The organism is Jiangella alba, from assembly GCF_900106035.1.
GTDB lineage: Bacteria > Actinomycetota > Actinomycetes > Jiangellales > Jiangellaceae > Jiangella > Jiangella alba.
The window spans coordinates 2,577,328-2,601,307 of sequence record NZ_FNUC01000003.1; the positions used below are offsets into that span (position 1 = coordinate 2,577,328).

Annotated in this window: 18 protein-coding genes and 1 pseudogene; 13 read left to right on the top strand and 6 right to left on the bottom strand. The window is 73.2% G+C overall.

All coding sequences use genetic code 11. From position 1 onward, the window contains the following. Genes BLV02_RS14340 through BLV02_RS14365 form a run of 6 tightly spaced genes read left to right on the top strand, consistent with a single transcriptional unit; the run spans position 1 to position 6,551 of the window. Complete coding sequence (locus BLV02_RS14340; RefSeq protein ID WP_069113327.1) at positions 1-519, top strand: (2Fe-2S)-binding protein; 519 nt, start codon at positions 1-3, stop codon at positions 517-519. Further along, positions 516-2,909, top strand: a complete 2,394-nt coding sequence (locus BLV02_RS14345) for an aerobic carbon-monoxide dehydrogenase large subunit (RefSeq protein WP_069113326.1) — start codon at positions 516-518, stop codon at positions 2,907-2,909. The genes BLV02_RS14340 and BLV02_RS14345 overlap by 4 nt, the downstream gene beginning before the upstream one ends. 11 nt (positions 2,910-2,920) lie before the next feature. Further along, positions 2,921-3,802, top strand: a complete 882-nt coding sequence (locus BLV02_RS14350) for an XdhC family protein (RefSeq protein ID WP_083288972.1) — start codon at positions 2,921-2,923, stop codon at positions 3,800-3,802. Between the two features lie 3 nt (positions 3,803-3,805). Then, entirely contained in the window at positions 3,806-4,666 is an 861-nt protein-coding gene (locus tag BLV02_RS14355; protein WP_069113325.1) for an AAA family ATPase, read from the top strand. 21 nt (positions 4,667-4,687) lie between these two features. Next, positions 4,688-5,362 carry an SRPBCC family protein gene (locus BLV02_RS14360; protein WP_069113324.1) on the top strand — a complete coding sequence of 225 codons (675 nt, stop codon included), beginning with the start codon at positions 4,688-4,690 and terminating at the stop codon, positions 5,360-5,362. 7 nt (positions 5,363-5,369) lie between these two features. Then, positions 5,370-6,551, top strand: coding sequence for a vWA domain-containing protein (locus BLV02_RS14365; protein ID WP_069113323.1), 1,182 nt, complete (start codon positions 5,370-5,372; stop codon positions 6,549-6,551). Positions 6,552-6,698: 147 nt separating this feature from the next. Here BLV02_RS14365 and BLV02_RS14370 read toward each other — a convergent pair whose 3' ends face one another. After that, a complete protein-coding gene (locus tag BLV02_RS14370; RefSeq protein ID WP_069113322.1) occupies positions 6,699-7,658 on the bottom strand; it encodes a LysR family transcriptional regulator in 960 nt (319 codons plus the stop codon). A gap of 624 nt (positions 7,659-8,282) precedes the next feature. On the opposite strand from BLV02_RS14370, the gene lnt reads away from it, so the two are divergent. Genes lnt through BLV02_RS14385 form a run of 3 tightly spaced genes read left to right on the top strand, consistent with a single transcriptional unit; the run spans position 8,283 to position 11,088 of the window. After that, a complete protein-coding gene (gene lnt, locus BLV02_RS14375) occupies positions 8,283-9,824 on the top strand; it encodes an apolipoprotein N-acyltransferase (RefSeq protein WP_069113321.1) in 1,542 nt (513 codons plus the stop codon). Next, the gene (locus BLV02_RS14380) at positions 9,821-10,564 is read left to right on the top strand and encodes a polyprenol monophosphomannose synthase (RefSeq protein ID WP_069113320.1); all 744 of its coding nucleotides are present in this window, start codon (positions 9,821-9,823) and stop codon (positions 10,562-10,564) included. Before lnt ends, BLV02_RS14380 begins: the two co-directional genes overlap by 4 nt. After that, the gene (locus tag BLV02_RS14385) at positions 10,561-11,088 is read left to right on the top strand and encodes an FxsA family protein (RefSeq protein WP_083288971.1); all 528 of its coding nucleotides are present in this window, start codon (positions 10,561-10,563) and stop codon (positions 11,086-11,088) included. The genes BLV02_RS14380 and BLV02_RS14385 overlap by 4 nt, the downstream gene beginning before the upstream one ends. Before the next feature lie 603 nt (positions 11,089-11,691). On the opposite strand, the gene BLV02_RS14390 is transcribed toward BLV02_RS14385, so the two are convergent. Both BLV02_RS14390 and BLV02_RS38555 read right to left on the bottom strand, forming a co-directional pair. Continuing rightward, the gene (locus BLV02_RS14390) at positions 11,692-12,081 is read right to left on the bottom strand and encodes an RNA polymerase-binding protein RbpA (RefSeq protein ID WP_069113318.1); all 390 of its coding nucleotides are present in this window, start codon (positions 12,079-12,081) and stop codon (positions 11,692-11,694) included. Between the two features lie 166 nt (positions 12,082-12,247). Beyond that, positions 12,248-13,614: pseudogene (locus BLV02_RS38555) on the bottom strand (MFS transporter). 114 nt (positions 13,615-13,728) lie between these two features. Between BLV02_RS38555 and BLV02_RS14400 the strand changes: the two are divergent. Further along, positions 13,729-14,223, top strand: coding sequence for a peptide deformylase (locus BLV02_RS14400; RefSeq protein ID WP_069113317.1), 495 nt, complete (start codon positions 13,729-13,731; stop codon positions 14,221-14,223). Positions 14,224-14,226: 3 nt separating this feature from the next. On the opposite strand, the gene BLV02_RS14405 is transcribed toward BLV02_RS14400, so the two are convergent. Further along, positions 14,227-15,012 carry a glycerophosphodiester phosphodiesterase family protein gene (locus tag BLV02_RS14405; RefSeq protein ID WP_069113316.1) on the bottom strand — a complete coding sequence of 262 codons (786 nt, stop codon included), beginning with the start codon at positions 15,010-15,012 and terminating at the stop codon, positions 14,227-14,229. Positions 15,013-15,043: 31 nt separating this feature from the next. Here BLV02_RS14405 and BLV02_RS14410 point away from each other — a divergent pair, with 31 nt between their 5' ends. Beyond that, the gene (locus BLV02_RS14410) at positions 15,044-15,745 is read left to right on the top strand and encodes a GNAT family N-acetyltransferase (RefSeq protein ID WP_083288970.1); all 702 of its coding nucleotides are present in this window, start codon (positions 15,044-15,046) and stop codon (positions 15,743-15,745) included. 132 nt (positions 15,746-15,877) lie between these two features. Continuing rightward, positions 15,878-17,155 (top strand): serine hydroxymethyltransferase, encoded by a 1,278-nt coding sequence (locus BLV02_RS14415; protein ID WP_069113315.1) that lies wholly within the window; start codon positions 15,878-15,880, stop codon positions 17,153-17,155. 718 nt (positions 17,156-17,873) lie between these two features. Here the strand turns inward: BLV02_RS14415 and BLV02_RS14420 are convergent. After that, positions 17,874-18,416 (bottom strand): winged helix-turn-helix domain-containing protein, encoded by a 543-nt coding sequence (locus BLV02_RS14420; RefSeq protein ID WP_083288969.1) that lies wholly within the window; start codon positions 18,414-18,416, stop codon positions 17,874-17,876. Further along, positions 18,406-19,239 carry a TrmB family transcriptional regulator gene (locus tag BLV02_RS14425; RefSeq protein WP_069113313.1) on the bottom strand — a complete coding sequence of 278 codons (834 nt, stop codon included), beginning with the start codon at positions 19,237-19,239 and terminating at the stop codon, positions 18,406-18,408. Before BLV02_RS14425 ends, BLV02_RS14420 begins: the two co-directional genes overlap by 11 nt. A 198-nt stretch (positions 19,240-19,437) precedes the next feature. On the opposite strand from BLV02_RS14425, the gene BLV02_RS14430 reads away from it, so the two are divergent. Further along, the gene (locus BLV02_RS14430) at positions 19,438-23,883 is read left to right on the top strand and encodes a S8 family serine peptidase (protein ID WP_069113312.1); all 4,446 of its coding nucleotides are present in this window, start codon (positions 19,438-19,440) and stop codon (positions 23,881-23,883) included. Positions 23,884-23,980: the final 97 nt, after the last annotated feature.

Below are 23,980 nucleotides of genomic sequence, written 5' to 3' on the forward strand. Positions count from 1 at the left end.
ATGCAGGTCTCGATGACGGTGAACGGCGAGGAGGTCACCCGCGAGATCGAGGGCCGGCTGCTGCTGGTGCACTTCCTGCGCGACGTCCTCGGCCTGACGGGCACGCACTGGGGCTGCGACACCAGCAACTGCGGCACCTGCGTCGTCTGGGTCGACGAGAAGCCGGTGAAGTCGTGCACCATGCTCGCGGCGATGGCCGGCGGGCACGAGGTCCGCACCGTCGAGGGACTCGCGCAGAACGGCGAGCTCGACCCGGTCCAGCGCGGCTTCATGGAGTGCCACGGCCTGCAGTGCGGCTTCTGCACCCCGGGCATGATGATGACGGCGCGCGCCCTGCTGAACGAGAACCCGGACCCGACGCCCGACGAGATCCGCGAGGCGATCAGCGGGCAGATCTGCCGGTGCACCGGCTATGCCACCATCGTCCGCTCGGTCCGCTGGGCGGCGGCGTACGAGGCCGACCGCGCCGAGGCGAACGCCGCGCCGCCCGAGGCCGCCACGACCGGAGGTGCGCCATGACCACCGTCGACGACCACAAGCCGGCCGGCTTCGAGGACAACGACCAGCACCCGGTCGGCCACGGCCGCATGCTGCGCAAGGAGGACCCGCGGTTCGTCCGCGGCCGCGGCAACTACGTCGACGACGTCCAGCTGCCGGGCATGCTGCACCTGGCCATCCTGCGGGCGCCGGTCGCGCACGCGCGGCTGGTCGGCATCGACACCACGGCGGCCGAGGCGCACCCGAAGGTGAAGGCCGTCGTCACCGGCGCCACGCTGGAGAGCCTGAACCTCGCGTGGATGCCGACGCTGTCCAACGACGTCCAGGCCGTCCTGGTGACGGACAAGGTGCGGTTCCAGGGCCAGGAGGTCGCGTTCGTCGTGGCCGAGGACCGCTACTCCGCCCGCGACGCGCTGGAGCTGATCGAGGTCGAGTACGACCTCCTCGACCCGGTCGTCGACGTCCGCCGCGCGCTGGAGGAGGGCGCGCCGGTCATCCGCGACGACATCGAGGGCAAGACCGACAACCACTGCTTCGACTGGGAGACCGGTGACGCCGCCGCCACCGAGGCGGTGTTCGCCCAGGCCGACGTCGTCGTCGAGCAGGACATCGTGTACCCGCGGGTGCACCCGGCGCCGATGGAGACCTGCGGAGCGGTAGCCGACTTCGACCCCGTCGAGGGCCGTCTGACGCTGTGGTCGACGACGCAGGCGCCGCACGCGCACCGGACGCTCTACGCGATCGTCGCCGGGCTGCCGGAGCACAAGATCCGGGTCATCTCGCCCGACATCGGCGGCGGCTTCGGCAACAAGGTGCCCATCTACCCGGGCTACGTGTGCGCGGTGGTCGGCTCGATCGTCACGGGCAAGCCGGTGAAGTGGATGGAGGACCGCTCGGAGAACCTGGTCAGCACCGGGTTCGCCCGCGACTACGTCATGCGCGGCGAGATCGCGGCCACCCGCGACGGTCGCATCCTGGGCATCCGCACTCACGTCATCGCCGACCACGGCGCGTTCAACGGCACCGCCGCGCCGGTGAAGTACCCGGCCGGCTTCTTCGGCGTCTTCACCGGCAGCTACGACCTCGAGGCCGCCTACTGCCACATGACCGCCGTTTACACGAACAAGGCGCCCGGCGGCGTCGCCTACGCCTGCTCGTTCCGCATCACCGAGGCCGTCTACCTCGTCGAGCGGATCGTCGACTGCCTCGCCGCCGAGCTCGGCATGGACCCGGTGCGGCTGCGGCTGAAGAACTTCATCAAGCCCGAGCAGTTCCCGTACACGACGAAGACCGGCTGGGTGTACGACTCCGGGAACTACGAGCCCACCATGCGCGAGGCGATGCGGCTGGCCGGCTACGAGGAGCTGCGCCGCGAGCAGGCGGAGAAGCGGGCCCGCGGCGAGCTGATGGGCATCGGCGTCTCGTTCTTCACCGAGGCCGTCGGCGCCGGGCCGCGCAAGCACATGGACATCCTCGGCCTCGGCATGGCCGACGGCTGCGAGCTGCGGGTGCACCCGACGGGCAAGGCCGTGGTCCGGCTGTCGGTGCAGAGCCAGGGGCAGGGCCACGAGACGACGTTCGCGCAGATCGTCGGCGAGGAGCTGGGCATCCCGCCCGCCGACGTCGACGTCGTGCACGGCGACACCGACAACACGCCGTTCGGCCTGGGCACCTACGGCAGCCGCTCCACGCCGGTCTCGGGCGCGGCCGCCGCGCTGGTGGCCCGGAAGGTGCGCGACAAGGCCCGCATCGTCGCGTCAGGCATGCTCGAGGTGTCCGCCGACGACCTCGTCTGGGAGAAGGGGGCGTTCCACGTCGCCGGCGACCCCAGCGCGGCGGTGACCATCCAGGACATCGCCATGCGGGCGCACGGCGCCGGCGACCTCCCCGAGGGGTACGAGGGCGCGCTGGAGGCGCAGATCACCTACAACCCGCCGAACCTCACCTATCCGCACGGTGCCTACATCTGCGTCGTCGACGTCGATCCGGGGACGGCGCAGGTGAAGGTGCGCCGGTTCGTCGCCGTCGACGACTGCGGGACCCGGATCAACCCGATGATCATCGAGGGGCAGATCCACGGCGGCCTCACCGACGGCGTCGGCATGGCGCTGATGGAGATCATCGCGTTCGACGAGGACGGCAACTGCCTCGGCGGCTCCCTGATGGACTACCTGCTGCCCACCGCGGTCGAGGTGCCCGACTGGGAGACCGGCTTCACCGTGACGCCGTCACCGCACCACCCCATCGGAGCCAAGGGCGTGGGGGAGTCGGCGACGGTGGGCTCGCCGCCGGCCATCGTCAACGCCGTCGTCGACGCGCTCGCGCCGTTCGGCGTCCGGCACGCCGACATGCCACTGACCCCGTCGCGGGTCTGGGACGCCATGCGCGGCCAGGCCCGCCCGCCGATCTGACGGAGCCGGCCGTGACCACCGCGATCGACGACCGGGCCGGCGAGCTGCTCGCCGGCCGGATCCCGTTCGTCCACGCCACCGTGGTGCGCGCCCAGGTGCCGGCCTCGGCGCGGGCCGGCGACGACGCCATCATCCTGGCCGACGGCAGCATCGAGGGGTTCGTCGGAGGGCAGTGCACCGAGAGCTCGGTGCGGGCCGCCGCGCTGGGCGCCATGCGCGACGGCGAGAGCGTGCTGCTGCGGGTGCTCCCGGAGAACGCGGGGGAGTTTCCGGAGGCGCCCGGCGCACGCGTCGTCGTCAACCCGTGCCTGTCCGGAGGGGCGATGGAGATCTTCCTGCAGCCCCGGCTGCCGCGGCCGCTGGTGCAGGTGGTGGGCGGTTCGCCGATCGCGGCGGCGCTGGTCGAGCTGGGTGCGCCGCTGGGGTTCGACGTGGTGCGGGAGGCGCCGCCGCTGCCGCCGGCGGCCGTCGTCATCGCCAGCCACGGCGGCGACGAGCCGGCCGCGATCCGCGCCGCGCTGGACGCCGGCGTCGGGTGGATCGGGCTGGTCGCGAGCCCGCGGCGGGGCGCCGGCGTCCTCGCCGAGCTGACCCTCACCGAGGAGGAGCGGGCCCGCATCAGCACGCCGGCCGGGCTGGACATCGGCGCGCGGACGGCGGCCGAGATCGCGCTGTCGATCCTCGCCGAGATCGTGCGGGAGGCGCGGGCCGGGCGGCTGCCCGTCGCCGAACCGGGGGAGGCACCGGCGCGGCCGGGCGAGGCCGTCGACCCGGTCTGCGGCATGACCGTCCTCGTCGGGCCGGACACCCCGCACCTGGTCGTCGACGGCGAGGACGTCTGGTTCTGCGGGCCCGGCTGCCGCGACCGGTACGCCCGGACGGCGGGGAGGTAGCGCTTGTTCGCCGACCCCGACGAGGTGCGGCGCCGGCTCGACCGCGTCGACTACCTGGTGGACGACGGCACGGCCACGGCGATCTACTTCGCCGTCGAACTCGGGCAGCCGCTGCTGCTGGAGGGCGAGCCCGGGGTGGGCAAGACGGCCGCCGCGAAGGCGCTCGCGCGGGTGCTGGACGCGCCGCTGCTGCGGCTGCAGTGCTACGAGGGCCTGACCGCCGGCGAGGCACTCTACGAGTGGAACTACCAGCGCCAGCTGCTGGCCATCAGGCTGTCCGAGTCGCGGCACGAGCGGCTCACCGACGCCGACCTGTTCACCGAGGAGTTCCTGCTCGAGCGGCCGATCCTGGCCGCCGTCCGGGCCGCCGGGCCGGTCCCGCCCGTCCTGCTCATCGACGAGATCGACCGCGCCGACGACGAGTTCGAGGCGCTGCTGCTGGAGTTCCTCGGCGAGGCCGCGGTGACCGTCCCGGAGCTGGGTACCTACACCGCTGTGCGCCCGCCCGTCGTGGTCCTGACGTCGAACCGCAGCCGCGAGCTGCACGACGCCCTGCGCCGGCGCTGCCTCTACCACTGGATCGACTTCCCGGCGCCGGACCGGGCCGCCGACATCCTGCGCCGCACCGTCCCGGCGGCCGGCGAGCCGCTGATCGGCTCCACCAGTCAGTTCATCGGCCGGGTCCGCGAGCTCGACCTCGACAAGGCGCCCGGGATGGCCGAGACCATCGACTGGGTGGCCGCGTTGTCGGCGATCGGCGCAACCGACCTCGTCCGGGCCGACGCCGTGCGTACGCTGTCGGCCATCGCGAAGACCCCGGACGACCGCCAGAGCATCGCGGCGGCGTTCGAGGAGCTGGCGTGACCCGGTGACAGGAGGGGACCCATGCAGATCGACAACGAGTTCACCGTCGGCGTGCCGGTCGAGCGGGCCTGGGAGGTGCTCACCGACCTCGAGGGCATCGCGCCGTGCATGCCGGGCGCCCAGCTCACCGGCCGCGACGGCGACGTGTACAAGGGCAAGGTGCGGGTCAAGGTCGGCCCGGTCGTGTCCGAGTACGCCGGCACCGCCACGTTCGTCGAGAAGGACGACGCCGCCCACCGCGCCGTCATCAGCGCGTCCGGGCGCGACTCCCGCGGCGCCGGCAACGCCTCCGCGCAGATCGTCGCCCAGCTCCGCCCGGACGGCGCGTCGACGGTCGTCAGCGTCGACACCGACCTGCGCATCAGCGGGAAGATCGCCCAGCTGGGCCGCGGCATGATCAAGGAGGTGTCGACGAAGCTGCTGGGCCAGTTCGTCGAGTGCCTGGAGGGGAAGCTGGGGGCCGCGCCGGAGGCTCCCGTGGAGACGGTCGCTGAGCCCGTGGCTGAGGCCGCCGCTGAGCCCGTCGCTGAGCCGGTGGCGCAGCCGGAGCCCGCCACGCCGCGTCCGGCCGCCGCCGAGCCGGAGCCGCTGGACATCATGGGCGTCGCCGGCGGCTCGATCGCCCGGCGGGCGGTGCCGCTGGTGCTCGTCCTCATCGTGCTGGTCGGCCTGGTGCTGTACCTGGCCAGCCGCTGATCCCGTCATGACGCTGCTGCGCGGCGCGGACCGGGCGGCGTTCGCGACGGCGTTCGGCGTCAGGCTGCGCGAGCACGGCGTCGCCGTCGGCCAGACGGCCGTCGAGGACTTCGTCCGGGCGCTGGCCGTCTGCCCGCCGGACACGCGGTCGCGGCTCTACTGGACCGCCCGCACCACGCTGGTGCGCCGCCAGGGCGAGCTGGCGGCCTTCGACGCGGTGTTCCGCGCCGTGTTCGAGGGCGCCGAGCTGGACCTGGGGGAGCGCGGCCAGGACGGCGCGCGGCTGCCGCCGGCCCGGGGCTCCGCGGCGGACGTCGCCGGGTCAGGACGGGCCGCGGGCGGCGGCCTGCCCTGGGCGACGCAGCCACGGGTGTCGGCGCCCGCCGACGAGCCCGGCGCGATCACCGTCCCGCAGCGGCTGCCCAGCGGGCTGGCCGGGCTGCCGGACGCCCCGTTCGAGCGGCTGGACGCGCGCGAGCTGGCGCTGCTGGGTCAGTGGCTGCGCGCCGCCCTGCCGGCGTGGCCGACGCGGCGCGGGAGGCGCCTGGTCGCCGACCACGCGGGGCACCGGGTCGCCGTCCGGCCGACGATCGCGCGGGCCCGGCGGACCGGCTGGGAGGCCGTGACGCTGGTGCGCTCGCGCCCGGCCCGGCGGCCGCGGCGGATCGTGCTGCTCTGCGACGTCAGCGGGTCGATGCGGGCGCAGGCGACGGCGTACCTGCACCTCATGCGGGTCCTGGCGACCAGCGCGCCCGGGGCCGGCGCGGAGGCGTTCGCGTTCGCGACGACGCTCACGCGGCTGACGCCGGTGCTGGCGCAGCGGTCGCCGGAGGAGGCGGTCGCACGGGCGACGAGCCAGGTCGCCGACCGGTTCGGCGGCACCCGCATCGCCGCCAGCCTGCGCGCCCTGCTGGCGTCGCACCACGCGGACAGCACCCGCGGCGCCGTCGTCGTCATCGCGTCGGACGGCTGGGACAGCGACCCGCCCGCCGAGCTGGCGGCCGTGCTGGCCAGGCTGCGGCGGCGGGCGCACCGTGTGGTGTGGCTGAACCCGCGGGCCGGCGCCCCCGGCTACGTCCCGGCGGTCGCGAGCATGGCCGCCGCCCTCCCGTACTGCGACGACTTCCTTCCGGGTGGCACCTTCCGGTCGCTGGCCGACGCGATCGCCGTCATCGGCCGCCACCGCTGACCGTGGGCACCGGCGTCGTTGCTGGGAGCCGGATTCCGGCGCCTTTGCAATGAGCACCTATACGCACCACCGGGGTGGCGATGCGTATAGGTGCTCATTGCAAAGCGGCGAGCGTGCCCATCCACCGCACGGCGACCCGTGCGGCGGCTAGCTCCAGAGGGTCACGTGGATCGACGGGCGGAAGCGGCCGACGTGGACGCCGGAGCCCTTGAGCATCGCCTGGGTGGCCCGCGGCGTCGTGGCGAACCGGACCAGCTCGGCCGCGGGGGTGGCCCGGCCGGTGTCGGCCAGCGTGAGCGTGGCCCAGGAGCCGTCGCCACGCACCGCCGGCCCGGCGAGGCGGACCAGCCGCCCGCTGCCGACGTCGCGCGCCACCGCGTACGAGACCGCCAGCGCCACGCCGTGGCCGCGCTGCGCCTCCTCGAGCGCCGCGGCATGGCTCTGGAAGATCTGCTGCCGCTCCTCGGCGACGCCCAGTCGCCGCAACAGCACCGGGACGGTGCCGGTGTCGGCCGCCGCCGACGGGCCGAGCAGCCAGACCTGGTCGCGCAGCTGCGCCGCACCGGGTGACCCCACCGACGCGAGCGGATGCTGCGGCCCGACCACCGCGACCAGCTGGTACTGCAGGAAGCGGGTGCAGCGCAGGGAGTCGTCGACGGTGCTCGGCTGCGGCCCGATGGCGACGTCGACGGCGCGGGTGTGCAGCAGCGAGTCGAACATCCGCGGGTTGTGCACGCTGAGCTCGACGTTGAGGTCGTCGGCCCGGCCGGCGAAGAGGTCGATCAGGCCGGGCGCGGCGTACTCGGCGAACAGGCTCGACGCGGCGATGCGCAGCAGGCGCCGGCCGTTGCCGGCCTGGCTGACCTCGAGGATCGTGCGGTTCTGCAGGCCGACCAGTTCGGCCGCCCGGCTGGCCAGCCGCAGCCCGCCGGGGGAGAACGCGAGGCCGGCCGCGGTGCGGTGGAACAACTGGTCGCCCAGTTCGCGGCGGAGCTTGCCGATGTGCAGCGACACGGCCGCCTCGGTGATGGACAGCTCGCTCGCCGCCTGCTTCACCGAGCCCAGCCGGACGACCGCGAGATAGGCCCGCAGCTGCGTCGGCGTCACCGCTCCAGGCTATCGTTCGTGGCGCCGCACCGGCCGGTTCAGCGTCCGTAGTGTGGTATGTCCGTCTCGATCTTGACGACACGCCGTGAGAACGCAAGGTTTCTCGATCGACTTCTGCGTATCCAGTTGCCCGTGACCAGCGGCGTAAGGACGTTTTCGCAGGTCGACCGGTAGCTTGACACCCGGCCGATGCATCCAGCAAAGTCACGAGAGTCCACCAGCGGACGAAACCGTTCGGGCCGGCGGTCCGGACGGGCGTCGCGAGAAGGGTCGAGGGGCGGTTCCTGCCATGCAGGGGCCGGGCATCCTTCGTGAGCCAGGCCCTTGTTCGCACGACCCGTCTGTACGTCGCCCGCAACGGCACGGGGTGAGACGAGGTCGGGCCCGGCCCGCCCAGTAGACAACGGTCCGCGAGCCGCATCCAGCGGCGTCCGCGGCCCGGTCCGAAGGGCGGAGCCGGGCTGCGTCCTCCGTCACAAGACGCTGGGCCAGCACCACCCCGGGCACTTCGGGCCCGGGGCGCACGTTGTACCGTCGCGCGATCGGCAGCACACTTGACGGGGCCGGTCCGTTTCGGGCGCGGCCCCACCGCCAGCCGCTGGACGTCGGACGGAGCAGGACAACGTGACCCACCTGTGGCGACACGCCGGAGCCGTGCTCCTCGGCGTGTCCCTGATCGCCGCGTTCCCGCCGTACGACCTCTGGTTCGTCGCGATCCTCGTCCCGGGTGCGTTCGCGCTGCTCGTACGCGACCAGCCGCTGAAGCGCGTCGCCGTGCTGGGCTACCTGTTCGGCGCCGGGTTCTTCCTGCCGCTGCTCGACTGGACGGGCATGGAGGTCGGGCCCATCCCGTGGCTCATCCTGGCCCTGTTCGAGGCGGCGTTCTTCATCCCGCTGGCACTCGGCCTGACGCTGGTGCAGCGGCTGCCCGCGTGGCCGCTGTGGACCGCGGCGGTGTGGATCGCCGACGAAGCCATCCGCGGGCGGCTCCCGTACGGCGGCTTCACCTGGGGCAAGCTGGCGTTCTCGCAGGCCGACAGCCCGATGCTCGCGCTCGCCTCGTGGGGCGGCTCGCCCGGGCTGTCGTTCGCGGTCGCGCTGGCCGGCGGGCTGCTCGCCTGGGTCGTCGTCGAGCGGCGGATCTGGCTGCGTGCCGCGGCCGCCGCGGGCGCCGTCGCCATCGTCGTCGCGCCGCTGCTCATCCAGCCCATGACGCCCGACGGCGACACCGTCACCGTCGCGATCGTGCAGGGCAACGTGCCGGCCGAAGGGCTGGCCTACAACGACGAGAAGCGCGCCATCACCCGCAACCACGTCGAGGCGACGGAGCAACTCGCCGACGACATCGACGCCGGCCGGGCCGAGCGTCCCGACATCGTGCTGTGGCCGGAGAACTCGTCCGACATCAGCCCGTTCCACGACGCCGACACCTACCGTGCCATCGACGGCGCCGTGCGCGCGGTGGGCGTGCCGACGCTGATCAGCGCCATCGTCCCGACCGACGACGGCCGCAACGTGCGCAACACGTCCATCCTGTGGGACCCCGAGACCGGCCCGGGCGACACCTACGTCAAGCGGCACCCGATGCCGTTCGGCGAGTACATCCCCATGCGGTCCATCGCCGAGCGCATCACCGACGCCGTCAACCAGCAGCCGCGCGACCACCTGCCCGGCGACACCGTCGGCATCTTCCAGGTCGGCGACACCACCATCGGCAACGTCATCTGCTTCGAGGTCGCCTTCGACGGCATCGTCCGCGACGCCGTCATCGACGGTGGCCAGTTCCTCTCCGTCCAGACCAACAACGCCACGTTCGGGCGCACGGAGATGACGGAGCAGCAGCTGGCGCAGTCGCGGGTGCGGGCGTTCGAGCACGGCCGCACGGTGCTGGTGTCGGCGCTGGCCGGCGTCAGCGCCGTCGTCGCGCCGGACGGGTCGGTCCTCGACCGCGCGGAGCTGTTCACCCAGGACGTCATCGTCGCCGACGTCCCGCTGTCCGACGGCCTCACGCTGGCCACCCGCATCGGCGCCTGGCCCGAGTGGATCATCACCGCGCTCGGCGTGGGCGCCGCCGGGCTCGTCATCGTCAACGCCCGCCGCGCACGGCGTGCCGGCGCCTCCGTCGCCGACGAGCCGCGGCCGCCCGTCGAGGCAGGTGTGCCGTGACAACCGTCCTGGTGGTCATCCCCACCTACAACGAGGCCCTGACCATCGGCAAGACCGTCGAGCGCACCCGCGCCGCCGTCCCCGGCGCGCACGTCCTCGTCGTCGACGACGCCTCGCCCGACGGCACCGGCGCGCTCGCCGACGAGCTCGCCGAGCTCGACGACCACGTCCACGTCCTGCATCGCGGCGGCAAGCAGGGCCTCGGCGCCGCGTACGTCGCCGGCTTCGGGTGGGGGCTGGCCCGCGACTACGACGTCCTCGTCGAGATGGACGCCGACGGCTCGCACCAGCCCGAGGAGCTGCCGCTGCTGCTGCACGCCGTCGAGAACGCCGACCTCGCGCTCGGGTCGCGCTACGTGCCCGGCGGGCGCACCGTCAACTGGCCGTACAAGCGGCAGGCCATCTCGCGCATCGGCAACACCTACACCCGCCTGGCGCTCGGCACCGGGCTGCGCGACGCGACCGGCGGCTACCGCGCCTACCGGGCGTCCGCCCTGCGCGAACTGGACATCGACAGCGTGGCGTCGCAAGGTTATTGCTTCCAGGTCGACATGGCGTGGCGGGCCATCCGGGCAGGATTCCGGGTCATCGAGGTCCCCATCACGTTCGTCGAGCGGGAGCAAGGAGAGTCGAAGATGGACGGCAAGGTCGTGCGCGAAGCGTTGTTACGGGTCACCCAGTGGGGCGCGGTCCACCGTGCCCGGCAGCTGCGTGACCTCGTCGGAGGGAGCCGGCGGTGAGACGTTTCGGCCCATTCGCCCTCGGCGTGATCGAACTGATCGCGCTGGTCGTGGTGGCCAACTGGGTCGGATTCGGCTGGGCACTGCTCATGCTGCTCGGCACCAGCATCCTCGGCGTCGCGTTGCTGCGCATCGAGGGCCTGCGCGCCTGGCAGGAACTGCGCACCGCCGCCGCCGACGGCCGCTTCCCGCAGGACGAGCCCGAATCCGTCGAGGCGTCGTCGGCGCGCATGGCCGACACCGGCGCACGCATCCTCTCCGGCGTCCTGCTGACCTTCCCCGGCTTCGTCACCGACTTCATCGGCCTCGTGCTGCTGGTCCCGCCCATCCGACGCAGCGTCGGCCGGCGGCTGGCGGCCTCGGCGTTCCGGACCTTCCCCGGCCGGCGTGGACCGGGGATGGGCGGGTTGGGGCGGCCTGGGGGTCCGGACGGGGCCGGCGGTTCGGGTGGTCCCGGCGTCCAGCACGGCGTCGTCATCGAGGGCGAGGTCGTCGACACCGACCGGCCGAACGACCAGCGCTGAGGGTTTTGCCGGCATCTGCCGCATCGCCACGTGGCTCTCTGGGGGTGCTCGCTGGTTCGCTGGCGTGGGTCGGGCTTGCCCGCGTGGGCGGGGCTTGCTGGCGTGGGTCGGGCTTGCTAGCGGGCGCTTGCCGAGGCTCGCTCGCTGGTGTGCGGTGCTCCGGGTTGTGCCAGGGTGCCGCCCTGCGCCAGCTGGCTACCTTGCGACGGTGCGCCGTTGTCCGGCAGCTCGCCGCTGTGCTGCCGTTCGCCGTCTTGCGCTAGTCGGCCGTCCCCCTGCTGCCCATTTTAGCCGCGGCACCACGCCTCAACGGAGCCTGATCGGCGCTTCGCGCGGGCGGGGCACCGCTTGACCCGCGGCACCGCGGCCTAAGAACGGGCAGCTATCAGGGGGACGGGGAAGAACCGGGCACGGCCCGCCAGTACACCGTCAGCCGCCAGCTCCCACCGCACCACCGGCCCAGACGCCACATCGCCGGGACCGTCAGCCGCGTTCCACCCGCCTGGCGGGCACGTCCGCACCGGCTCCGGACACAGAACCGCACCCGGCCCCCGGAACCAACGGGGGACGGGTGCGGGCTCGGTGAATCGGGGCGGGAGACCGTCAGGCGGTCTTCTTGCGGCGTGCGCCTCGGTCGGCGAGGTGCGCCGCGCCGGGGATGAGGCCGGAGCGCAGCAGTTCGAGCCGCTCGTCGAGCAGCGCCTCGAGGTCCTCGATGGAACGACGCTCCAGAAGCATGTCCCAGTGGGTGCGGGCAGGCTTCGTCGGCGCCTCTTCGGGCCGGTCAGTGGCGACGCGCAGCGACTCGGAACCGCAGCGGGGGCAGTCCCACAGGGCGGGCACCTCGGCCTCGGTCGAGAAGGTCATCTCGAAGCGGTGGCCGGCGGTGCAGCTGTAGGCGACCGTCTGGCGCTCGGCGAACTCGACGCCGCGCTCGTCCTCGTAGCTCGTCGCGCCGAGGCGGGAGCCGCGCAGGGTGGAACGCTCGGACATGTGTGAAACCCTTCCGGGGCGGTGGCCCCTGGGACGAGACGTCGGTCCAATTACCTCGCCGTCGAGACCACGTCTGAGCGATCACAACGACATGATGACAACGGACGGCCGGAGAGTAATGTTCCGCGTTCCCTGTGATAATGCAATCTGAGCGACGTGATGTTCCTCACCGGTAACGTTCGACCGATCGGGGTACCTGGTTGCCCGCCGCCACGATGCCGGCCCGCAGGTCCACGCGCGACAGCAGCGCCAGGCCGGCGATGAAGAACGTCACGAGCACCAGCACCGACCACCGATACGAGCCGGTCAGCTGGAACGCCAGCCCGAACGCCAGCGTCCCGAACCAGCTCGTCCCGCGCTCGGCCGCCTGGTAGAGGCTGAAGTACTCCGCCTCCTTGCCGTTCGGGACGAGCAGGCTGAACAGCGACCGCGACAGCGCCTGGCTGCCGCCGAGCACGAACCCGATGGCCACGGCCAGGATCAGGAACGGCACCACCTGCTCGACGGGCAGGAAGAACGCGCCCCCGACGACGACGGTCCACAGCACCAGGCTGGACATGACGACGTTCTTCGCGCCGAAGCGGTCGGCCAGCCGGCCCAGCGCGAGCGCGCCGCCGAACGCGACGAACTGGACGATGAGGATCGCGACGATCAGGACGTCCTCGCCGAGCCCCAGTCCCGGTTGCCGTAGATCGACGACGCGGAGATGACGGTCTGGACGCCGTCGTTGTAGAGCATGTACGCGACGAGGAACAGCAGCGTCTGCGGGTAGCCGCGGGCGTGCCGCAGCGTCTCGCGCAGCTGGCCGAACGCCTGCCGCGTCGCGCTGCCGCCGACCCTGACGACGCCGGTGGGCGGCCGGTCGCGGATGCCGCGGTACGGGATGATCGTCCACAACGCCCACCACACGCCCGCCGACAGCAGGCTGATCCGGACGGTGTCGGACCGGCTCAGCCCGAACGGCTCCAACGTCACCAGCGCGAGGTTCAACGCCAGCAGCAGGCCGCCGCCGAGGTACCCGAAGGCCCAGCCGCGCGACGAGACGCGGTCGCGGTCGTCCTCGTGCGCGATCTGGACCAGGATCGCGTCGTACACCACCATCGACGAGCCCAGGCAGATCGCCGCGATGACCAGCAGAAACGCACCCAGCTGCCAGTTCGCCCCGGCGACGAAGACCATCGAGGCGGCCGCCGCCGACCCCGTCCACGCGAACCCGGCCATCAGGTGCCGCTTCTTCGCGGTGCGGTCGGCGATCGCGCCGACGACGGGCAGCAGCAGCGCGGACAGGATCGTCGCGAACGTCACGGTGTACGCGGCCACCGACCCGGCGGCGATGGGGAGACCGAGCACCGACAGGTCGCCGCGGCAGGGGTCGTCGGTGGTGCCGGCCTCGCCGCACGCGGCCGTCTCGGCCACCGCCGTCAGGTACGGACCGAACAGGACGGTCGCCGTGGTGGTGACGAAGGCCGAGTTCGCCCAGTCGTAGAAGTACCATGCTCGGTGCTCCCTGGCCCGCTCGACGGGGTCGGCCAGCGGGCCGGACGGGGCGAGGACACGGGTCACGCGCGGACGGTATCGGGTGCGGGGCAGTCGTGGCCAGACGACACGATGTCCCGGCAGTGAACGAGTGATGAGGAGACGACGACGGTGACGGTGCGGGAGATCCGCCTCTATGGCGACCCGGTGTTGCGAACGGTGACCGATGCGGTGACGGAGTTCGGCGAGGCGAGCCGTGCGCTGGCCCAGGACCTGCTGGACACCCTCGACCTGCCCGGGCGGGCGGGCGTGGCGGCGCCGCAGATCGGGGTGCCGCTGCGGGCGTTCTCGTACGACCTCGAAGGCCAGCGCGGCGTCGTGTTCAACCCGGTGCTCGTCGGCACGGAGGGGGAGCAGTCCGGCGAGGAGGGCTGCCTGTCCGTCCCCGGCCTCTGGTTCCCGACGCCGCGGGCCGCCTGGGCCGCCGTCGAGGGCGTCGACGCCGAAGGTGAGCCGGTGCGGGTCGAGGGCGAGGGCGAGCTGGCCCGCTGCCTGCAGCACGAGACCGACCATCTCGACGGCATCGTCTACATCCACCGCCTCGAGCCGTCCACCCGGCGCGGCGCGATGCGCGAGATCCGCCGCAGCGCCTGGTTCAGCGCCTGAGCCTCAGGCGGCCGGGTTCCACTGGCCGCGCGATTCCAGAACCTCCCGGAGCAGGTCCGCGCGGTCGGTGATCAGCCCGTCGACGCCGAGGTCGAGCAGCCGCCGCATCTCGGCCGGTTCGTTCACCGTCCACACGTGCACCGGCCGCCCCGCCGCGTGCGCGGCCGCCACCGTCGCCGGCGTCACTACCTCGATGCCGCGGAACGTCGCCGGGACCTGCAGGCAGTCGACGCCGCGGAGGACGGAGCCGGCGAACCCGCGCAGGCCGGGCATCGACGCGGCGGCGACGAACGTGGCGATCAGGGTCTGCCCGGCCGACGACGCGACCGGCGCGGCGAGACGGCGCAGCACGGCCCGGCGGCGGGCGTCGGAGAAGGAGGCGACGCAGACGCGGTCGTGGGCGCGGGTGCGGTCGAGGACCCGGGCCAGCGGCGCCACCGCGCCGGCCGACTTCACGTCGATGTTGACCCGCAGCGACGGCCAGCTGCCCAGCACGTCCTCCAGCGCGGGCACCGGCTCGACACCGCCGATCAGCGCACGGCGCACCTCGGACCACGGCAGCTCGGCGACGGCGCCGGTGCGGTCGGTCACCCGGTCCAGCGTCGCGTCGTGCAGCGCGACCGCCACCCCGTCGGCCGTCGCGTGGACGTCGGTCTCGACGTAGTCGTAGGCCAATTCCACCGCCGCCGCGAAGGCCGCCATGCTGTTCTCGAGGCCGGTGCGGGAGAATCCGCGATGGGCCAGCGCCAGCGGGCCGGGACGGTCGAGATACGGATGGATGCCGGCCACGAGGCCAGGCTAACCGCCGGGGGGAGACGACGTGAGCGACGACAGCGACCTGCGCGACGTGGTGCTGCGCTGGCAGGCGGGCTGGGTGACGGCGCGCGACTACCGCAGCGATGTCGACGGCGACGTCGTCACCGTCCGCATCGGGCTGCCCGAGCGCATCACCGACACGATCCTGCTGACGGCCGACCCCGGACGGTACGCCGAGGCGGCCGCCGAGATCGGTGAGCCCAGCCGCTGGCTCGTCGCTCCCACCACCGACCGCGCGCGGACGGAGTCGGCCGCGGCCGCCGCCGGGCTCACCGTCCAAGCCCCCGAGTGGCTGATGTCGCGCCCGCTCGACGACCACCCCGCCGACGACGCCCCGGACGGGTACGAGCTCTGGCTGAGCGGCCGCCGTCCGGTCCTGGTCGCCGAGGTCGTGGCGGCCGGCGGCGACCCCCGTGCGCTGGCGGCGAAGGGTCACCTCGCCCTGAGCGGCGAGGGCAACGCCGACGCCGTCGCGGACCGCATCTTCACCGTCCCGGCACACCGGCGGCGCGGGCTCGGTGCCGTCGTCATGGGGGCGCTGACGGCGGCGGCGCGCGAGAGCGGCGCGCGGACCGGCCTGCTGGTGGCGTCGGCCGAAGGGCGCAAGCTCTACGAGCGGCTCGGCTGGACGGTCGAGACGGAGATGACGGTCGCGCACTGGTCCGGCCACGCGTCGCCCGAGCCGACCTGCGACCCGTTAGAGTGATGCCGTCGCGACTGGCGCAGCGGCCCGGGTGACCGGGCACGGGTGGAACCGACCACCGGGGAGCGGACGGCCGTGGCACCGCGCGCCTGGGTGCCCGGGAGACACCGACATCGAGAGGACGTGGCTCTCGCCATGACCACGAACGCCCGCCCCGCGCTGCAGTCCGTCGACCCCGAGGTGGCCGCGCTCATCACGGCCGAGGAAGAGCGGCAGCGGCAGACGCTGAAGCTGATCCCGTCCGAGAACTACGTGTCCACCGCGGTCCTCGAGGCCACCGGCACGGTGCTCACCAACAAGTACTCCGAGGGGTACGCCGGCCGCCGCTACTACGAGGGCCAGCAGGTCATCGACCAGCTCGAGACCCTCGCCGTCGACCGCGCGAAGGCCCTGTTCGGCGCCGACCACGCCAACGTCCAGCCGTACTCCGGCTCGCCCGCCAACCTGGCCGTCTACCTCGCCACGGCGCAGGCCGGCGACACCGTCATGGGCATGTCGCTGCCGATGGGCGGGCACCTGACACACGGCTGGAAGGTCTCCGCCACGGGCACCTGGTTCCGGCCGGTCCAGTACGACGTGCGCCGCGACACCGGCCGCATCGACCTCGACCAGGTGCGTGAGCTGGCGCTGGCCGAGCGGCCGAAGCTGATCTTCTGCGGCGGCACCGCCATTCCGCGCACCATCGACTTCGCCGGCTTCGCGGCCATCGCCCAGGAGGTCGGCGCCGTCCTGGCCGCCGACATCGCCCACATCGCCGGCCTCGTCGTCGGCGGCGCGCACCCGACCCCCGTCGGCCACGCCGACATCGTCACCACGACGACGCACAAGACGCTGCGCGGCCCGCGCGGCGCGATGATCCTCACCACCGAGGAGTACGCCAAGCCCATCGACAAGGCCGTCTTCCCCGGCCTGCAGGGCGGCCCGCACAACCACACGACGGCCGGCATCGCGGTGGCGCTCGGCGAGGCGGCGCAACCGGAGTTCAAGGACTACGCCCACCAGGTCGTCGCCAACGCCGTCACCCTGGCCGACGAGCTGCTGGCCCGCGGCTTCGACCTCGTCTCCGGCGGCACGGACAACCACCTGATCCTCATCGACCTCACCTCCAAGGGCGTGGCCGGCAAGCCCGCCGCCAAGGCGCTCGACCTCGCCGGCCTCGAGACCAACTACAACACCGTCCCGTACGACCCCCGCAAGCCGTTCGACCCGTCCGGCCTGCGCATCGGCACCCCCGCCCTGACCAGTCGCGGCATGGGGGAGTCGGAGATGCGCGAGGTCGGCCGCTGGCTCGACGAGGTTGTCACCGCGGCAGCCGGCTCCGACGCCGACGCCCTGGACGGCGTGGTGGCGCGGGTCCGCGGCGAGGTCACCGAGCTGACCGGCCGCTTCCCGACCCCCGGCCTGGGCGGCTGAGCCTCTTCCTGGTCGGGCTGTTCCGGGCTGGGCTGCTCTCGCTGAACCCTTCGGAGTCGGGCTGCTCCGGCTGGAGCTCCTCGGAGTCCGGGTACGTTGGCCCGAGCTCCTCGGGGTCGGGCTGCTCCCGCTGACTCCTCCGGGGCGGGCTGCTCCCGCTGGAACTCCTCTGGCTGGTCTTGGGCGCACGGGCTGTCGCTCCTTCGCGGGGCGACCGCTCGTGCGCGGGGCCGTCGCCCGTGCGCGGGGCCGTCGCCCGTGCGCGGGGCCGTCGCCCGTTCCGCACGCCGCCTGAACGGCGCCGGCGCGCGCGGTCGTTCCTCGTGGCGGGGTCAGCGCGCCGTGCTCCTGGGCCCGGTGACCCGTCTCACCCGGTTGACACCAGCGCCAACAGTTGGCGTTCTGGTCACCCCGCGCCGCCGTTGCTGCCGGCACACGCAGGTCGCGGCGTCGTCACCTCGCGCCGCCGTCGTACCCGGCACACGCAGGTCGCGGCGTCGTCACCCGCACCGCCGTCGTACCCGGCACACGCAAGACGCGGCGTGGTCCCGCGCCGCCGTCGTTCCCCTGCGAGGCGCAGGCAGCCGCTGAGGCGCCCGCCGTACGCCACGGCGCGCCAGCAAGCACAGCGCACTCCGGCCGCCCGCCCTCGCCGGCCACTCGGCACCCCGTCACCGCGGACGACCCCGAAGACCGCGCCAACAAGCCGGCATGCGACTCAGCGCTGAGCCGCCGACCGCACCAACGCCAGCTCCGGGCCACCGTCCAACCGGAACCCGACGCCACGTGTCGCCCTGATCGTCACCGACGCGCCGGCCGCCCGGAGCTTGCCGCGTAATCGCTTGATCACCGACTGCACCGCCGCCGGTCCCGCGAAGTAGGTGCCGCCCCAGGCACGCTCGTGCAGCTGCTCGTACGTCCACACCTGCCCGGGCCGCCCGGCGAGGCAGCTGAGCACCTTGAACTCGTACGGCGTCAGCGGCAGCCCGTTCCCGCGCCACGTCGCCTCGTGCCGGGTGACGTCGAGGGTCAGCGAGCCGACCCGGACCACGTCGTCGGCGGTCGGCGGCGAGCCGGCGAGCTGGGCCGGCACGGCGACTCCGGGTCCGGCGCCGGCGAGACGGCGCAGGAAGGTGCCCGCCACGCCGGCGTCGGGCGCGAGCACGAGGATGCCGGTGCCCTCGAACTGCCCGGCGATACGGGCCCGCTCGTCCGGCGAACTGGTGATGCACACGACGACCGGTGCTGGTTCAGTGCGCATGGCTGCCGTCCGCGGTGACGGGCTGGTGGTCGTGGTGCAGCCGGAACATGTCGGGATCGATGGGCATCGATGCCGTCCACAGTGTGTCGAACAGCAGGCTGAGCGCCCCGCACAGCTCGCGGCTGCGCACGATCAGCGCGACGACCCCGCCGACGCCCGGCGCGAACAGCGGCATCAGCACCGTGTGGCCGTCGAACACCGCGAACTTCATCGGCAGGTCGCCGTGGAAGACGCGGGCCTCCTCGCCGGCCTCGATCCACGCACCGATGTGGTCGGCGACGGACGGATGTCGCATGAGCCCGTGGTCGTAGACGGCGCGCGCCCGAACACCGCGGGAGAGCGCATCGAGCTCGGGCTGGTTGCTGCCGCCGAGCTGGACCGGCCGACGCACCACGATGTCGATGGACTGCTGCGACGACGCATGCAGCCGGTCGAACCGGTCGCCGACCAGCTTCGGCGTGCGCAGGATCTCGACCAGCTCGCCGTCGCCACCGGCGCTGGTCTCGAAGCGGCGCATGAGGTCGGGCAGCGCCGACTCGACGTGCCGTTCTCGTTCGCGCTGCTCCTCGCGCCCGCGTTCGAGCAGGCCGCCGAACGCGACGTCGGGCGCGGCCGGCTGGAACCGGCTGCTGTATCCGGCGCCGGCGTCGACCAGCCCTTTGTCGACCAGCGAGCGCAGGATGAGGTACACGCTGCTGCGCGACGTGCCGGTGAGGTCGGCAATGGTGCCCGCTGCCAGCGGCGACTGTTCGAGCAGGCACAGGTAGATGCGGGCCTCGGTCTTGGTGAGGCCCAGCTCCTCTAGGAGCGATTCGGTGTTCACACGCGCCTCCGGGGGTGTCGGGCGTGCCGGGGATTGCGCCAATGGTTACCCCGCTTGACCCACCGCGTCAAACACGTTGTACAAGTTGTGGACGACATTCTCCGATTGCCCGCGAACTGCCCCGATCGTGACCCCGAAAGCGCCCCTTTCCGTTCGTAAGGTCGGTTCCAACAACGGGCGTCGTAGGAGGTCAGGGCGATGAGCAAGCAGGTGCGGCTCGGAATGGGCGTCGTGGGTGCGCTGGTGCTCGCGGCCGCGTTCCTCCCTGCCCCGGCGGCGACGGCGGCAGCTGCGGGCCTGGCGCCACGCGCGCTCGCGACGGCACCGGCCGACGACGAACCGGCGACCATCGAGCCGGGGTTACGCCGCCAGCTGGCCGCCGCCGACACCGCTGAGCTGTGGGTCCGTTTCGACGACGTGGCCGACCTCGCCGAGGCGGCCGCCGTCACCGGCTGGGCCGAGCGTGGCGCCGCGGTCGCGCAGGCACTGCGGCAGACGGCTGAGAGCAGTCAGGCCGACGTCCGTGCCCGGCTCGACGCGGAAGGGGTGGAGTACGAGGCGTTCTGGGCCACGAACGCCATCCGCATCCCCGACGGCACCGCCAGCCTGGCCGCCGAGCTGGCCGCGCAGCCCGAGGTCGACTCCCTGCACCCGGCCCGCGCCTACGAGCTGCCCGAGCCCGCGACCACGCCGGCGGCCGAGGCACGGGCCACCGCGGCCGCCGTCGAGTGGGGGATCGCGAACATCAACGCCGACGACGTCTGGGAGCAGTACGGCGCCACTGGCCAGGGCATCACCGTCGCCAGCATCGACTCCGGCGTGCAGTACGACCACCCGTCGCTGGTGGCGCAGTACCGCGGCGCCCAGCCCGACGGCAGCTTCGACCACGCCTACAACTGGTTCGACGCACGCGGGGTGTGCGACGGCGCGCCGTGCGACGACCACGGACACGGCACCCACACCATGGGCACGATGGCCGGCGACGACGCGGGCGGCAGCGCCATCGGGGTCGCGCCGGGAGCACGCTGGATCGCCACCAACGGCTGCTGCACCGACGAGGCGCTCATCGCGTCCGGTCAGTGGCTGCTGGAACCGACCGATCCGCACGGCGAACACCCCGACGCCGGCCGCCGGCCGCACGTCGTCAACAACTCGTGGGGCAGCGAGCTCCCGTCCACCGACCCGTTCATGGAAGACATCAGCCGCGCCTGGGCGGCATCGGGCATCTTCGCCGTCTGGGCCAACGGCAACCTCGGTCCGCGCTGCCTGACGTCCAGTTCACCGGGCAGCCGCACCGTCAACTACTCGGTCGGCGCCTACGACGTGAACGACACCATCGCCGGGTTCTCCGGGCGGGGGACCGGCCAGGACGGCGAGATCAAGCCGAACCTGTCCGCACCCGGCGTCGACGTCCGGTCCGCCTGGCCGGGCGGCGGCTACGTCGACGCCGACGGCACGTCCATGGCGGCGCCGCACGTCGCCGGGGCCATCGCGCTGGCCTGGTCGGCGTCGCCCGCGCTCGTCGGCGACGTCGAGACCACCGTCGACCTCCTCGACGGCACCGCCCGCGACACCGCGGGCGACGAGTGCGGCGGCACCTACGCCGACAACAACGTGTTCGGCGAGGGCCGCCTCGACGCACTCGCGCTGCTTGACTCCGCGCCCGTCGGCGAGACCGGAACGCTGGTCACCACGGTCACCGACGCCGGCACCGGCGACCCCGTGCCGGGCGCGCTCATCACCGTCACCGGGCCGGTCGAGCGGGAACGGACCACCGGCGACGACGGCACCTACACGGTTCCGCTGCGGGTCGGCGACTACGAGGTGACGGCGTCGGCGTTCGGCTACATGCCGCGCACTGAGTCGGTGCACGTCGCCGAGAACGAGACCGCCACCCTCGACTTCTCGCTGCATCGGCAAGACACCGTCACCATCAGCGGCCGCGTGACCGACGGCTCCGGGCAGGGCTGGCCGTTGTACGCGCGGGTCACGGTCGACGGCATGCCCGGCGGCACCACCTACACCTCGCCCGACGACGGCCGGTACTCCATCGACGTCCCGGTGGGCGCGTCCTACACGCTGTCCGTCACGTCCGAGTACCCCGGCTATCAGCCGGCCACCAGCACCGTCACCGCCGCCGACGACGTCACGTCCGACGTCGCCCTGGCCCGGGTCGCCGACCGGTGCACGACTCCCGGCTACGCGTACGCCTACACCGGCGGCGGCGCCGACTTCGACCACGGCCTGCCCGACGACTGGACCGTCACCGACGGCAACGGTTCCGGCGAGGTGTGGGCCTTCGACGACCCCTACGACAAGGGCAACCTCACCGGCGGCAGCGAAGCGTCGGCCAGCGTGCAGAGCCCTGGCCTGGGCCTCTACATCGACACCAGCTTGACGACGCCGGTCTACGACCTCAGCGACGACCCCGCGCCGGTGGTCGGGTTCCGGCAGGCGCTGATCCAGCTCAGCGACATCGCCGACGTCGACGTCAGCACCGACGGCGGCGCCTCCTGGCAGACGGTACTGCGGCAGACCGACGTCGACGAACGCGACGGCGCCGAGAAGAGCGTCCCGATCCCGCAGGCCGCCGGTCAGTCCGCCGTCCAGGTGCGGTTTCGCTATCACAACGCCCGCTACAGCTCGTACTCCTGGCAGCTCGACGACGTCTACGTGGGCAGCCGCGAGTGCGTGCCGGTCGACGGCGGCCTGGTCGTCGGCGCCGTCACCGATGCCAACACCGGCGCGCCGCTGACCGGCGCCCAGATCGCCGACGCCGCGGCGCCGCTCGACCCGGTCCGGTCGGTCGCGACCACCGGCGACCCGGCCCTGGCCGACGGCTTCTACGCGCTGTTCGCCGCCGGCACGTCGCCTCGGCTCACGGCGGGTCTGGGCCGGTACGCCGACGGTGAAGCGGTCGTCGACATCGCCGCCGGGGGAGTGACCCGCCACGACATCGCGCTCGCGGCCGGGCAGCTGGAGGTGTCCGGCGGGGTCGAGACGTCCCTCGAGCTGGGCGACGCAGACGACCACACCGTCACGCTGACCAACACCGGCACCGCGCCGGTCGCCGTCCAGCTCACCGAGCGGCAGGGCGACACCACCATCCTGCGGCCCGACGGCAGCACCGCCGGCCGGGCCGCGATCGCCGCCGCGCCGGGGGCGCCGATCCTGCGGGTCGAGGGCGAGGCGTCACCGCTCGGCTACGACCCGGCCACCGACGGCGGGGCGGACGACTCGCCGTCCGCCGCCGTTTCCTCCGGCGACGGGCCGTGGACCGACCTCGCGGCCTACCCGATCCCCGTGCTCGACAACGCGGTCGGCGAGCTGAACGGCCGCCTGTTCTCGGTGGGCGGCATCGGCGGCAGCGGTGTCCTCGACTGGGTGAGTGCCGGCTGGTCGTACGACCCCGCCACGCTGCGCTGGGAACCGATCGCCGACCTGCCGCAGGCACGCGAGGCGCCCATGGGCGCGGTCATCGGCGACCTGTTCTACGTCACCGGCGGACGGTGGAGCGACCAGCGGCCCAAGAGCGACACCTGGGCCTACGACCCGCACACCGACCAGTGGACCGTCCGTGCCAATGCGCCTGCGCCGGTCTACGGCGCGGGGCGGGCCGTACTCGACGACCAGCTGTACGTCGTCGGCGGCTGCGACAACAACTGCGGGCGCGACACCGTCTACCGCTACGACCCGGCGGCCGACACGTGGGCGACGCTGGCGCCGTACCCGATCGCGACGTCGCGGCAGGCCTGCGCCGGCATCGACGGCCGGGTCTACTGCACCGGCGGCATCCAGCGCGACCGAACCATCAGCGACCACACCTACGCCTACGATCCCGCCACCGACACCTGGACGCGGGTCGCCGACCTGCCGGCGGCGCGCTGGGGGATGGCCTACACCGGCGCGTCCGACGAACTGATCGTCGCCGGCGGTTACGACGGCAGCGCCATCACGAACGAGAGCTGGGCCTACGACCCCGAGACCGACGCCTGGCTCGACCTGCCGGCACCGGCGCACGTGCTGTACCGCAGTGGCAGCACGTGCGGCCTCAACCGCGTCGGCGGCAGCGACCGCACCGGCTTCTTCCCGGTCACGACGGTCGACCAGCTCCCCACCTACGGCGACTGCCGTCCGGCCGACGTGCCCTGGCTGACGGTCGACGGCGGTGCCGCGACGCTGGCGCCGGGCGAGTCGACGCAGGTCACCCTCCGCGTCGCCGCCGATGTTGCGCAGCCGGGGACGTACTCGGGCGGGGTCTGGATCCGCGAGGACACGCCGTACGCGGTCGCCCCGGTCGACGTCGTGCTGACGGTCGACGTGCCCCGTCGCTGGGGCGCCCTCGTCGGCACCGTCACGGCTCCTGCCTGCGGCGACACCGCCGCGGTGGACGGCGACCCGGCGGCGGACGGGGACACTGCGCCGGTCCCGGTCCCCGGCGCCGGCGTGCTCGTGGACGGCCGCAGCACCGACGTCACGGTCCGCACCGACCGCGACGGCCGGTTCCTGCGCTGGATCGACCGGGCCGAGATGCCGTTGACCCTCACCACCACGGCCGACGGCTACGCGACCGATACTCGCCGGGTCCGGCCGCCCGCCTCGGGACCGTCGGTGGTGGACATCGGCCTCGCCTGCGAGTCGTAGGGCGCCGATCCCGCCAGAACGCCAACCCATGGCGTTCTGGCGGCCGCGGCACTGACGCTCGCGCCACCGATGCTTGCCAACGGCCGGGGTCACTGCG